Source organism: Sphingomonas caeni (assembly GCF_026013415.1).
Lineage (GTDB): Bacteria > Pseudomonadota > Alphaproteobacteria > Sphingomonadales > Sphingomonadaceae > Sphingomonas > Sphingomonas caeni.
Window position 1 is genome coordinate 85,478 of sequence record NZ_JAPDOK010000009.1, and the last position, 12,515, is coordinate 97,992.

Genomic DNA, 12,515 nt, shown 5'->3' on the forward strand with positions numbered 1-12,515 from the left:
GGCGCGCTTCTCATTTGGGTGCTCTGGGCAGGAGGATGCGGAAGACGGTGTTCTCGTTATGCCCGGCGCGTTCGCGTTCGTACTGGACGATCCCGCCCATATCGCGGACCAGCTTTTCGACCAGCGGAAGGCCGAGCCCGGAGCCCTCGGGCTTGCCCGAGACGAAGGGCTCGAACAGATGCTCGGCAATGTCCTCGGGCGCGCCGGGGCCGTTGTCGATCACGAGGATCTCGATCGGCAGCGGCTGGCGCGGGCGCCCGGCGCCGGTGCTCACCGACATGCCGTGGCGATAGGCCGTCGCGAGGATGATGCGCGGCTGGGCGAGGCCCTGCAGCACCTCCGCCGCGTTCTTGAGCAGGTTGAGCATCACCTGGAGGAAGGCGTCGCGATCGATCAGCACGGCGGGCAGCGAGGGATCGAAGCGTTCCTCGATCACCATGCCCCGCGCAAACCCGGCCAGCGCGACGCGGCGGGCATGATCGAGCAAGGGGTAGACATTGGTGGGCTCGAGCGTGAGCGGGCGCGTGTCGGTGAAGTCCTGCATCCGGTCGATCAGCGCGGCGATGCGGTCGACTTCGGTGGTGATCAGGCCGGTGAGCGCCTTGTCTCCCTCCGCCATGCCGAGCAATTGCGCGGCGCCGCGGATGCCGGCGAGCGGGTTCTTGATCTCGTGCGCGAGCATCGCCGCCGCGCCCACCGCCGCGCGCGCCCCGGCGGTGCGTTCGGCGCCCTGGGTCAGGCGGCGCGAGGCGTTGTGGAGCGTGACGATCCGCCAGCCCGGCTGATCCGGGACAAGCGTCTCGACGAAGTCGGCGCGGATGCGGTGCCCGCGCGCCGTCTCGATCTCGGTATCATAGGCCGCGAAGCCATGCCCGTCGCGGCGGTCGGCATAGTCGTCGGGGGGCATCAGCACCGTGTCATAGGGCTGGCCGGTCATCGATTTTTCGGAGTGGTTGAGCAAGGTCTCGCACGCCGCATTGGCGTGCGCGATGCGGCCGTCGGGGTCGATGACGAGGACGGCGACGGGCAAAGCCGCGAACAGCTCGGCGAACCCGGGGCCCGTGACGGGCGCCGGCTTCGTCCATCTCAGGCCGCCGCGCGGGAACGCCATGGCGCATAATATTCGGCGAGCATGCTCAGCACCTGGTCCGGATCGCTGACCTTGTTTACGCCGTTGCGGAACTCGGCCGAGCCGTGCAGGCCCTTGGTGTACCAGCCGATATGCTTGCGCATCATGTTGACGCCGACTTCGTTGCCATAAAGGCTAAGCGAGTCGCGGTAATGCGCGGTAATGATGTCATATTGTTCGTCGAGTGACGGATCGGCGCGTTCGGGCTGACCCGAGAGCGCGTCCATCACCCGGCGCAGGATCCAAGGGCGCCCATAGGAGCCGCGGCCGATCATGACGCCATCCGCCCCCGATTGCGCGAGCGCGGTGCGCGCATCCTCGGCGTTCAGGATATCGCCATTGACGATCACCGGGATCGACACCGCGTCCTTCACCTTGCGGATGAACGCCCAGTCGGCGGTGTCGCGATACATCTGGTTGCGGGTGCGGCCATGGACGGTGACCAGCTTGACCCCGATATCCTCGGCGATGCGCGCCAGCTCGGGCGCGTTGAGGCTCGAATGGCACCAACCCATCCGCATCTTGAGCGTGACGGGCACCTTGACGGCCTTGACCACCGCTTCGACCAGCTGCGCGGCGAGCGGCAGGTCGCGCATCAGCGCCGAGCCCGCATCGCCATTGGTTACCTTGCGGACCGGGCAGCCCATGTTGATGTCGATGATCGCCGCGCCGCGGTCTTCGCTGAGCTTCGCCGCCTCCCCCATCTCATAGGGGGTGCAGCCGACCAGTTGCATCGACACCGGATCCTCGATCGGGTCCCAGGCGAACTTCTGGAGCGATTGGCGCGTCTCGCGGATCGCCGCCTGGCTGGCGACCATCTCGGTGACGTTGAGCCCAGAGCCATAGCGCCGCACCACCCGCCGGAACGGCAGGTCGGTGACGCCCGTCATCGGGGCGAGGATCACCGGAACGTCGATCCGCACGGGACCGACCTGGATGGGCGCGAGGGTCGTCATGATCTGCCTGAAAAATAGGCAGAGGCGGGTAGCGGTACAAGCGGGGAATGGCAAGGGCGGTGGGACACCGGAGCCCCCCCTCTCGGTTCGAACTGTCCCAGCATGTGAAAGTTGACACGAACTTGACACTGGTCCGCATCTTTTTTTTTGCCGTGCAGTCCCGCGGCGGAGACGGGGCGTTCGTATGAGCGGATCGACGGGGTCAAAGAGCGGCCGGAGCAACCGGCGCCGCGAGCCAAGCAGGCGAAATCCTACATTGCAAGGGCGCTTAACAAACCCCTGCCCTCGCCTCCCGCACATCCCCCGGATTGCTCCCCGTCCCTCCGGGCGCTAGGCGGGCGCGCATGGAACGGACCTCCGCCCTGATCGTCGCCGCCGGGCTCGGCACGCGCGCGGGCACGCAGACGCCGAAGCAGTTCGCGCCGCTGGGGGGCAAGCCGATGGTCGCGCACAGCGTCGAGGCGCTGGCAGGGCATGCGGGCATCAGCGACGTGACCGTGGTCGTGGCCGCGGCGCAGCTGGCGCAGGCCAAGGCTGCGCTCGGCGATGGCGTCCAGCTCGTCATCGGCGGGAGCGAGCGCAAGGATTCGGTCCAGGCGGGGCTCGAGGCGCTTGCGGGGACGCAGCGTGTGCTCGTCCATGACGCCGCCCGCCCCTTTCTGACCGCGCCGGTGATCGACCGGCTGATCCATGCGCTCGACAAGGACGCCGGCGCGGTGCCGGTGCTGCCGGTCGCCGACACGCTCGCGCGTTCCGCACCCGCCGAGTTCCAGACGACCCCCGCGATGCTGGCGCGGGGGGCCGAGCAGCTGCTGGGCGATACCGTCCAGCGCGAGGGGCTTTACCGGGTGCAGACCCCCCAGGCCTTCCGCTACGAGGCGATCCTCGAGGCGCATCGGCGCTGGCCCGAGGGGCAGGCCGCGACCGACGACGCTCAGATGCTGCGCGCGGCGGGCTTTCCGGTGGCGATGGTGGCGGGCGATCCGGCGCTGGAGAAGATCACCTACGCCGCCGATTTCGCCGTCGCCGAAGCGCGGATTGCGGCGAGCATGCGGGTGCGGACCGCGCAAGGCTTCGACGTGCATCGCTTCGAGCCGGGCGGCGAGCTGTGGCTCGGCGGGATCCGTATTCCCAGCGACCGCGGGCTTTCGGGGCATAGCGACGCCGATGTCGCGCTCCATGCGATCACCGATGCGCTGCTCGGCACGATCGGTGCGGGCGATATCGGGATGCACTTCCCGCCGAGCGACCCGCAATGGCGCGGCGCGGCCTCGGCGAAATTCCTCCAGCACGCGGCGGGGCTGATCGGCGCCGTTGGCGGCGTGATCGACTTCATCGACCTGACGCTGATCTGCGAGGCGCCCAAGATCGGGCCGCACCGCGAGGCGATCCGGGCGAGCATCGCTTCGATCCTGGGGGTTCCGCCGGGCCGGATCAGCGTCAAGGCCACCACCACCGAGCGGCTGGGCTTTACCGGGCGCGGCGAGGGCATGGCGGCGCAGGCGATGGCGACGGTGCGGCTGCCGGAGACATCAGCGTGACATGCAACGGTCCCATGGCTGCAATCGTTGCCGTGCGCGGAGAATGAAGTGATGGACACGCTGCTGCCCAAGAAGCTGGTCGACATGGCGCGCCAGGTGATCGATGCGAACCGCGCCGCTGGCCGCCGCATCGCGGTGGCGGAGAGCTGCACCGGCGGGCTGGTGAGCGCGGCGCTGACCGAGATTCCGGGCTCGTCCGACGTGCTTGAAGGCAGCTTCGTCACCTATTCGAACGATGCCAAGATGGACATGCTCAAGGTCAGCGGCGACGTGCTGGAGACCTTCGGCGCGGTGTCGATCGCGGTCGCATGGACGATGGCGCAGAACGCCATGACCAAGACCCAGGCCGACATCGCGGTGGCGATCACCGGGATCGCGGGGCCGGGCGGCGGGAGCGACAAGAAGCCCGTGGGCACGGTGATCTTCGCGCGCGCCGAGCGCGGGGCCGATCCCAACCATGTCGTCGCCGATGCGCGGCATTTCGAAAATAACGGCCGGGGCGGCGTGCGCCTTCAGGCGGCGTTGTGCGCGCTCGAGCTGCTGATGCCCGGATCGGCCGAGCCTGGCGCGTAGAGCTGCTTGGCGCGGGTCTCGAACGCTCCCACCATTTTGCGCACCGCGCGGTCGAACACTTGCCCCGCGAGCATTTCGAACACGCGGTTCTTGAACGCGAAATCAACGGTGAAGTCGATGAGGGTGCCGCCCTGCCCGTCCGGGCGGAACCTCCAGTCATTCTGGAGGTGCTTGAGCGGGCCTTCGAGATAATCGACATGGATATGCCCGGGCCGCGCCTTGGCGACGCGCGAGCTGAATGTCTCGCGCAGCCCCTTGAAGCCGACGATGACGTCCGCGACCATCTCGGTCTCGCTGTTCGAGCGGACGCGGACCGCGGTGACCCAGGGCAGGAACCGGGGGTAGCTGGCGACGTCGGCGACCAGATCGAACATCTGCTCGGGCGTGTAGGGCAGCACGCGCGTTTCCTGGTGGCGGGGCACTCTAGATCCTCCCCCGGAGGGGGAGGTGGCAGCCAAAGGCTGACGGAGGGGTAGTCACCCCAAGCGAGGCGGCCCGTGCGCGGATACTACCCCTCCACCGCTTCGCGGTCCCCCTCCCCCTCCGGGGGAGGATTTTCATGCAGATTCCTTCGCCAGCTTCGCCTCGCGCGCAGCCTTCATCTTCGCGAAATCGTCGCCCGCGTGATAGCTCGACCGCGTCAGCGGCGTGGAGGCGACGAGCAGGAAGCCCTTGGCCCGCGCGATCGCGCCATAGGCGTTGAAGGCGGCGGGGGTGACGAATTCGGCCACCTTGGCGTGGCGCGGGGTGGGTTGGAGATACTGGCCCATCGTCAGGAAATCGATGTCGGCAGAGCGCATATCGTCCATCACCTGATGGACTTCGAGCCGCTCCTCGCCCAGCCCGAGCATGACGCCCGACTTGGTGAAGATCGTCGGATCGAGCTTCTTGACCGTCTCCAGCAGCCGCAGCGAGGCATAGTAGCGCGCGCCGGGGCGGATCGTCGGATAGAGCCGCGGCACCGTTTCGAGATTGTGATTATAAACGTCGGGCCGCGCGGCAACGATCGCTTCCACAGCGGCTTGGTGCTTGTTCCTGAAATCGGGTGTGAGAATTTCGATGGTCGTGCTCGGAGTCGTGCGGCGCAGCGCCTCGATCACCTTCACGAACTGGCTCGCGCCGCCATCGGGCAGGTCGTCGCGATCGACCGAGGTGATGACGATATGCTCAAGCCCCATCTCCGCCGCGGCGTCGGCGGTATGCTGGGGCTCGAGCGGGTCGACCTTGCGCGGCATGCCCGTCTTGACGTTGCAAAAGGCGCAGGCGCGCGTGCAGACATCGCCCAGGATCATCACCGTGGCGTGCTTCTTGGTCCAGCATTCGCCGATATTCGGGCAGGCCGCTTCCTCGCACACCGTGTTGAGGTTGAGCCGGCGCATCATCGCCTTGGTCTCTGCGAAACCGGCCGAGGTCGGCGCCTTGACGCGGATCCAGTCGGGCTTGCGCTGGCGCTCTGGGCGAGGGGCCTGGGAGAGATCGTTCATGGCAGCGCATCTAGCGAGCGCTTGATGGCGTTACAACACGCGCTAGAGAGGCCGCATGACCGATTTCTCAGACCTGCTCGACGGCTATCACCGCTTCCGCACCAGCGAGTATCGCCGCCACCGCGACCGCTGGGCCGATCTCAGCGAGGGGCAGAGCCCGCGGGTTATGGTGATCGCCTGCTCGGACAGCCGCGTCGACCCAGCGATCATCTTCGATACGACCCCCGGCGAAATCTTCGTGGTGCGCAATATCGCCAATCTCGTGCCGCCGTTCGAACTGGGCGGCGGGCGGCACGGCGTCTCCGCGGCGCTCGAATTCGCGGTGACGCAGCTCCAGGTGCCCGAGATCGTGGTGATGGGGCATGGCGCGTGCGGCGGGGTCCATGCCGCGCTCTCGCGGACCTTCGAGGGAGCTCCCCCGGGCGCGGGCGGGTTCATCGCGCACTGGGTCGACATGCTCGACGAGGCGCGAGACCGCGTCATCGCCGAATATGGCGAGGGTCCCGAGGCGATCCGCGCGCTCGAAATGGAGACGGTGCGCGTCTCGCTGCGCAACCTGCGGACCTTCCCCTGCATCCCGGAGCGCGAGGCGGCGGGGACGCTCAAGCTCCACGGCGCCTATTTCGCGATCGCCGAGGGCGTGCTTCATGTCATGGACGACAACGGCGATTTCGGAGAAATGACGGCATGACGCCACGGACGATGCAGCGCCTCAGGCGCTATCACCTCTATCTCGGCATGTTCTTCGCGCCGGCGATCCTGCTCTTCGCGCTGAGCGGGGCGCTGCAGACCTTCCGGCTGCAGGAGGAGAAAGGCTGGGGCAGCGAGCCGCCGACCTGGATCGTGTGGATGGCGAGCGTCCACAAGGATTCGCGCCTGCCCAAGGCGAAGGCGGCCGAGGCGGAGCAGCACGAGCATGCCGACGACCACGAGCATGCCGACGACCATGATCATGACGCCGCGCCGCCCAAGGCCGCGCCGGCGCCGCCGCCCGGCAAGCCGCCCTTCAAGCTGCCGATGCAGATTTTCGTCACCCTGCTCTCGATCGGGCTGATCCTGTCGACCCTGATCGGCATCACGATCGCGCTCAACAACCGCGCGACGCGGCGGATGTCGATCGGGATGCTGGCGGCGGGGTTCGCGCTGCCGTTGCTGCTGCTGATGCTCTAGGGAGAAGCGGCGATGCTGGAGGCGCTCAAACAGGGTTTCGGCGGGCTGCTGACCTTTTCGGGGCGGATGCGGCCCATGCATTTCTGGCTTTATTTCGCGGTGATCTTCCTCGCCATCCAGGCGGTGGCGGGGATCGGCGGGTTCCTGATGATGCAGGGGATGTTCGCGCGGATGGGGCGCTTCATGCGCGAGCACCCCGATCAGGTCGATGTGGTGCAGACACCCGGCGGGACTTCCTGGCACGTCAAGGGCTATCACCCCGAGCTGGTGCCGGACGTCAGCCTCTTCGTGTGGGTGGTCGCGGCCGTCTGCCTGATTTCCGTCTTGTTGCTTGCGGCCGCGGTGACCCGGCGTCTCCACGACAGCAACCGGCGCGGATGGTGGGGGCTGCTGCCCCTGCCCTTCCTCGCGACGGGGATTGCAATCTTTCCCGGGCTGTTCGCCAGCTTTGGGGCTCCCGGCGGCAAGGAGCCCGATATGGGGCTGTTCCTGCTGCTGATGCTGAACAACATGGTGTATCTGGGCTCGCTGGGCCTGCTCGTCGTGCTGCTCTGCCTCGGCGGGACACGCGGCGAGAACCGGTTCGGGCCGCAGCCCCTCTAATCAGAGCCCGAGCGCCTTTTTCGCGACCTTCATCACCTCCGGGTCGAGCTCGGGCGGGTCCATCGGCACGCGCTTTTCGAGCTGATCGGCGATCGCGGTGAGCGCGGCGATGCGGCCGGCCTTCTTGTTGTTGCCGTCGATCACCGTCCAGGGCGCGGACTTGGTCGAACTATGCTCGAACATGTCGTGCATCGCGGCCAGATAGTCCGCCCGCTTTGCCCGGTTGCGGTAATCGTCGAGGCCGGTCTTCCAGCGCTTCCACGGATGCTCGAGCCGGTCCTTGAGGCGCTTGTCCTGCTCCTCCTGCGTCACATGGACGAAGATCTTGACCAAGGTGGCGCCGGTATCGGCCTGCTGGCCCTCGAAATCGTTGATCTCGTCATAGGCGCGGCGCCACTCGGCCTCGCTCGCATAGCCTTCGACCCGTTCGACCAGCACACGGCCATACCAGCTGCGGTCGAACACCGCGATATTGTGCTGCGCGGGCAGGCGCTGCCAGAAACGCCAGAGATAATGGTGGGAGAATTCTTCGGGGGTCGGCGCGGAGATCGGCCAGACCTCGAAATAGCGCGGGTCCCATTCGGCGGTGAGCCGCTTGATGATCCCGCCCTTCCCCGCAGCATCCCAGCCCTCGAACAGCACGATCGCGCGGCGCTTGTGGACGATGTGCGCGAACTGGATATGGCTCAGGCGCTTCTGGAGCCTGGCGAGCGCCTTGTCATAGTCGCCGTCGAACTTGTCGCCGGATTCATAGTCGGAAAGGTCGATCTTCATATCGGTTCAGACGCAGATCTCGTTGTTCTCGTCGATCTCGACGCTTCGCAGCACATCGTCGCGATCGACCCCGCGATAATCGAGGCGGATGATCACGGTATAGCCGTTCTCGAGGCCGACGATATAGCAGCTGTCGGGCGCCTTGGACGGGCAGCCGTTGAGCCACGTCACGTCGTCGGGGAATTTGCTGCTGGCGAAGGCGTTGCATGCATAGCTGATCTGGCCCTTCCGGTCGTGGCAGCCGGGAATGCCGCGCTTGCCCTCGCGGATCGTCGCGACCGCGATGGCGAGGTCGTTATAGCCGAAGGCGGCCATGCCCGAGCCGAGCGGCGAATCGGTGGTGAACCAGCCATGGTCGCCCGAGGCGTCCAGTGTCGCGCAAGGCCCCTTGAGCGGTTCGAACGGCGGCGCGTCGCCACCATAACCCGGAATGGTGACCCGTTCCTGGATCACGCGATATTGCGTCTCGGTGAAGATGCTGAACGGCGCGCCCGGGTTCGCGGGATCGGTGCCCTCATAGGCCATCGTCACCCGATTGCGGCGGCACAGCCCGGGAAAGCGCGTGGCCGACGGGCGCGTATAGGTCCTGCTCTGGACATAGCCGTTATCCAGACCCCCGCCGGCGATGAACACTGCCTCCGGCTGCATCAGTGATGGAAGGTCCGCGCGCACCTTGGTCCCGGCCGCGAGGCTGGGCTTGTACATGTCCTGCGCGTGGGAGGGCGTGGCAACCAGAGCGATACCCGACAGGGCAAGAATTTCCTTCCGCATAACACCATCCTCCCGCCCCCGATCGGGGAAAGGTATCAAAGGCGCAACGGCTTGGAAATCGCCGGAATTACCCCGCCTTGGGCCCGTCGCTCGCAAGCTTGATGTGCAGTTCCTTGAGCTGCTTGGGGCTCACCGCCGCGGGGGCCTGCATCATCAGATCCTCGGCCTTCTGCGTCATCGGGAAGACGATCACCTCGCGGATGTTCGGCTCGTCCGCCAGCAGCATGACGATGCGGTCGACCCCCGGGGCCGAGCCGCCATGCGGGGGGGCGCCGAACTTGAAGGCGTTGATCATGCCCGCGAAATTGGTGTCGACCTGCTCCTGGGTGTAGCCGGCGATCTCGAACGCCTTGTACATGATCTCGGGCCGGTGGTTCCGGATCGCGCCCGAACTCAGCTCCACGCCGTTGCAGACGATGTCGTACTGGAAGGCGAGGATGTCGAGCGGGTCCTTGGTCTCCAGCGCCTCCAGCTCGCCCTGCGGCATGCTGAAGGGGTTGTGGCTGAAATCGACCTTCTTCGCGTCCTCGTCATATTCGAACATCGGGAAATCGACGATCCAGCAGAATTCGAAGCGCTTGAGGTCGATCAGCTCGAGCTGCTCGGCGGCGCGGGTGCGGGCAAGGCCGGCGAGGCGCGCGGCCTGGGCTTCCTTGCCCGCGGCGAAGAAGATGCCATCGTTGGGGCCGAGTCCCATCGCGTCGGCGATCGCCTTCATCCCCTCCTGGCCGTGATTGTTGGCGATCGGGCCGCCGAACACGCCGTCCTTCTGCGTCGCATAGCCGAGGCCGGGGAAGCCCTCGGACTGGGCCCAGCTGTTCATGTCGTCGAAGAATTTGCGGCTCTTCTCGTGGGTGTTCGGCGCAGGGATCGCGCGGACGACGTCGCCACCCTCGACGATCGAGGCGAAGCGCCCGAAGCCCGAGCCCTTGAAGAACTCCGAGACGTCGGTGATCAGGATCGGGTTGCGCAGGTCCGGCTTGTCGTTGCCGTATTTGAGCATCGATTCCTTGTAGGGGATGCGCTTGAACGGCAGCGGGCTGACGGTGCGGCCCTTGCCATCGAAATCGGCGAACTCCTCGAACACGCCGTGGAGCACCGGCTCGATCGCGGCGAACACGTCGTCCTGCGTGACATAGCTCATTTCGAAATCGAGCTGATAGAATTCGCCGGGCGAGCGGTCGGCGCGGGCGTCCTCGTCGCGGAAGCAGGGGGCGATCTGGAAATAGCGGTCGAAGCCCGCGACCATCAGCAGCTGCTTGAACATCTGCGGCGCTTGGGGAAGCGCGTAGAATTTGCCAGGATGGACGCGGCTGGGCACGAGATAGTCGCGCGCGCCCTCGGGGCTCGACGCGGTCAGGATCGGGGTCTGGAACTCGGTGAAGCCCTGCCCGATCATCCGCTGGCGCAGCGACGCGATCACGTTCGAGCGCAGCACGATATTCTTGTGGAGCCGCTCGCGGCGCAGATCGAGGAAGCGGTAACGCAGGCGGATATCCTCGGGATATTCGGCATCGCCGAACACGGGGAGCGGCAGTTCCTGCGCCTGGCTCTGGACCGTCACCTCGGCGGCGCGAACCTCGATCTCGCCGGTCGGCAGGTTCGGGTTCACCGCCGCGCCGTCGCGCGCGATCACCTTGCCGGTCACCGTCACCACCGATTCGCTGCGCAGCGATTCGATCGCGGCAAAGGCGGGGCCGCTCACATCGGTGACGATCTGGGTGATCCCGTAATGGTCGCGCAGATCGATGAAGACGAGATCGCCATGATCGCGCTTGCGGTGGACCCAGCCCGAAAGCCGGACCTCCTGACCAACATCGGCCGCGCGGAGGGCGGCGCAGGTGTGCGTGCGATAGGCGTGCATGGTCTTTCGTCTCTCTAATTTCGTCACCCCGGCGAAAGCCGGGGCCCAGGAGTCGCGACATCGCTTTGGGCTCTGGGTCCCGGCTTGCGCCGGGATGACGGCAAATGGATTGGGCGTGCGCTTTCCCCCCACGCACTCTTTTGTCAAGGCGAAGACATGTCTATGGGGCCACGATGCACATCCATGACCTGATCGAGGACTCCGCCTCGCTCGCCAATCTTTGCGCCCATCTCGCCACCAAGCCCTATGTGGTCGTCGACACCGAATTCATGCGCGAAAACAGCTATTGGCCCGAACTCTGCCTGCTCCAGATCGCCGACGACGAAGAGGCCGCCGCGATCGATACGATGGCCGAGGGGATCGACCTCAAGCCGCTGCTCGACCTGCTCACCGAGAATGAGGAGGTGCTCAAGGTCTTCCATGCCGGCGGGCAGGATATCGAGATCGTCTATAACCTGACCGGCAAGACCCCCCACCCGCTGTTCGACACCCAGGTCGCGGCGATGGCGCTGGGGCAAGGCGAGCAGATCGGCTACTCGAACCTGGTCGATTCCTATCTGGGCATCCAGGTCGACAAGGGCGCCCGCTTCACCGATTGGGCGCGGCGGCCGCTCGACAAGCGCCAGATCGACTATGCGATCTGCGACGTCACCTATCTCTCCGAAATCTTCCCGCGGATGCTGGAGAAGCTCAAGAAGACCGGGCGCGGCGCGTGGCTCGACCAGGAGATGGAGCGGCTCGCCGATCCCGAAAATTACCGCAACGACCCAGACGAGGCGTGGCAGCGCGTGCGCGTTTCGAGCCGCAAGCCCGAAGTATTGGGCCGGCTCAAGGCGCTGGCGCGGTGGCGCGAGCTCGAGGCGCAGGGCAAGGACCTGCCGCGCGGGCGCATCATCAAGGACGAGACGCTCGCCGATCTCGCCGCCAATCCGCCCAGGAAGCAGGCCGATCTGGGGCGGGTGCGGGGGCTCTCGCCGGCCTGGGCGGGCAACGATATCGGCGGCCGGCTGATGGCGGCGCTGGAAGGCGCGGTGCCGATGACCACGGCCGAGCTGCCCCCGCGCGACGACCGCAAGCCGGCGCTCGGCAAGGACGGCGCGCTGGTCGCGGACCTGCTCAAGCTGCTGCTCAAGATCCGCGCCAAGGAGATCAACGTCGCCGCCAAGCTGCTCGCGCGCACCGACGAGCTGGAGGCGCTCGCCGCGGGCCAGCGCGAGGGGCTGCCGATGCTTCAGGGCTGGCGGTTCGATCAGTTCGGCAAGGACGCGCTGCAATTGGTCGAGGGTCAGCTTGGGTTCACCGTGCGGAACGGAAAGCTCAAAATGACCCGAACCGAGGAAGCCGGATGATTCGCCTTGCGCTGCCGTTGATTGCAATGTCGCTGATGGGATGCGCGCGGGAAGCGGACGGCGAGCCCTACCCGATACCGCCCGGGCCACCCACCGCCTGCGGCTCGCATCTGCTCGGCTCCTATGTGGGCAAGAAGCGCACAGATGCGATTGCGGCGCAGGTCGCGCGCATCAGCGGCGCGAAGGCCATCCGCTGGATCAAGCCCGGCATGGCGGTGACAATGGATTATCGCGAGGACCGGCTGAACGTCCGGCTCGACGACAAGGATGTGATCCTCTCGGTCAGCTGCGGCTAGGTGCG

14 protein-coding genes are annotated in these 12,515 nt (G+C 66.6%); 7 read left to right on the forward strand and 7 right to left on the reverse strand.

Annotation, left to right across the window (positions count from 1 at the left end; all coding sequences use genetic code 11):
- Positions 1-10 precede the first annotated feature (10 nt).
- Together OF829_RS18155 and dusB are read right to left on the reverse strand one after the other, a co-directional pair.
- The gene (locus OF829_RS18155) at positions 11-1,111 is read right to left on the reverse strand and encodes a two-component system sensor histidine kinase NtrB (RefSeq protein ID WP_264941581.1); all 1,101 of its coding nucleotides are present in this window, start codon (positions 1,109-1,111) and stop codon (positions 11-13) included.
- Positions 1,087-2,085 (reverse strand): tRNA dihydrouridine synthase DusB, encoded by a 999-nt coding sequence (gene dusB / locus OF829_RS18160; RefSeq protein WP_264941582.1) that lies wholly within the window; start codon positions 2,083-2,085, stop codon positions 1,087-1,089. The genes OF829_RS18155 and dusB overlap by 25 nt, the downstream gene beginning before the upstream one ends.
- Positions 2,086-2,429: 344 nt before the next feature.
- On the opposite strand from dusB, the gene OF829_RS18165 reads away from it, so the two are divergent.
- Both OF829_RS18165 and OF829_RS18170 read left to right on the forward strand, forming a co-directional pair.
- On the forward strand, positions 2,430-3,626 hold the full coding sequence (locus OF829_RS18165) for a bifunctional 2-C-methyl-D-erythritol 4-phosphate cytidylyltransferase/2-C-methyl-D-erythritol 2,4-cyclodiphosphate synthase (RefSeq protein ID WP_264941583.1): 1,197 nt from the start codon (positions 2,430-2,432) through the stop codon (positions 3,624-3,626).
- 51 nt (positions 3,627-3,677) lie between these two features.
- Positions 3,678-4,199 carry a CinA family protein gene (locus OF829_RS18170; RefSeq protein WP_264941656.1) on the forward strand — a complete coding sequence of 174 codons (522 nt, stop codon included), beginning with the start codon at positions 3,678-3,680 and terminating at the stop codon, positions 4,197-4,199.
- Here the strand turns inward: OF829_RS18170 and OF829_RS18175 are convergent.
- On the reverse strand, positions 4,139-4,621 hold the full coding sequence (locus tag OF829_RS18175) for a type II toxin-antitoxin system RatA family toxin (protein WP_264941584.1): 483 nt from the start codon (positions 4,619-4,621) through the stop codon (positions 4,139-4,141). The genes OF829_RS18170 and OF829_RS18175 overlap by 61 nt on opposite strands.
- Before the next feature lie 135 nt (positions 4,622-4,756).
- Positions 4,757-5,683: a lipoyl synthase gene (gene lipA / locus OF829_RS18180; RefSeq protein ID WP_264941585.1), complete on the reverse strand. Its 927-nt coding sequence runs from the start codon at positions 5,681-5,683 to the stop codon at positions 4,757-4,759.
- Positions 5,684-5,738: 55 nt separating this feature from the next.
- Between lipA and OF829_RS18185 the strand changes: the two genes are divergently transcribed.
- Genes OF829_RS18185 through OF829_RS18195 form a run of 3 tightly spaced genes read left to right on the forward strand, consistent with a single transcriptional unit; the run spans position 5,739 to position 7,456 of the window.
- Positions 5,739-6,374 carry a carbonic anhydrase gene (locus OF829_RS18185; RefSeq protein ID WP_264941586.1) on the forward strand — a complete coding sequence of 212 codons (636 nt, stop codon included), beginning with the start codon at positions 5,739-5,741 and terminating at the stop codon, positions 6,372-6,374.
- A gap of 11 nt (positions 6,375-6,385) precedes the next feature.
- Positions 6,386-6,853 (forward strand): hypothetical protein, encoded by a 468-nt coding sequence (locus OF829_RS18190; protein WP_264941587.1) that lies wholly within the window; start codon positions 6,386-6,388, stop codon positions 6,851-6,853.
- A 12-nt stretch (positions 6,854-6,865) separates the two neighbouring features.
- The gene (locus tag OF829_RS18195; RefSeq protein WP_264941588.1) at positions 6,866-7,456 is read left to right on the forward strand and encodes a DUF805 domain-containing protein; all 591 of its coding nucleotides are present in this window, start codon (positions 6,866-6,868) and stop codon (positions 7,454-7,456) included.
- Here the strand turns inward: OF829_RS18195 and OF829_RS18200 are convergent, their stop codons facing one another.
- The 3 genes from OF829_RS18200 to aspS all read right to left on the reverse strand — a co-directional run bounded on the left by OF829_RS18200 (position 7,457) and on the right by aspS (position 10,865).
- A complete protein-coding gene (locus OF829_RS18200; protein ID WP_264941589.1) occupies positions 7,457-8,230 on the reverse strand; it encodes a polyphosphate kinase 2 family protein in 774 nt (257 codons plus the stop codon).
- Between the two features lie 6 nt (positions 8,231-8,236).
- Entirely contained in the window at positions 8,237-9,001 is a 765-nt protein-coding gene (locus OF829_RS18205; RefSeq protein ID WP_264941590.1) for a hypothetical protein, read from the reverse strand.
- Positions 9,002-9,068: 67 nt separating this feature from the next.
- Positions 9,069-10,865 carry an aspartate--tRNA ligase gene (aspS, locus tag OF829_RS18210; protein WP_264941591.1) on the reverse strand — a complete coding sequence of 599 codons (1,797 nt, stop codon included), beginning with the start codon at positions 10,863-10,865 and terminating at the stop codon, positions 9,069-9,071.
- 173 nt (positions 10,866-11,038) lie between these two features.
- Between aspS and rnd the strand changes: the two genes are divergently transcribed.
- Both rnd and OF829_RS18220 read left to right on the forward strand, forming a co-directional pair.
- Positions 11,039-12,214, forward strand: coding sequence for a ribonuclease D (rnd, locus tag OF829_RS18215; protein ID WP_264941592.1), 1,176 nt, complete (start codon positions 11,039-11,041; stop codon positions 12,212-12,214).
- Positions 12,211-12,510: an I78 family peptidase inhibitor gene (locus OF829_RS18220; protein ID WP_264941593.1), complete on the forward strand. Its 300-nt coding sequence runs from the start codon at positions 12,211-12,213 to the stop codon at positions 12,508-12,510. The genes rnd and OF829_RS18220 overlap by 4 nt, the downstream gene beginning before the upstream one ends.
- Positions 12,511-12,515 lie beyond the last annotated feature (5 nt).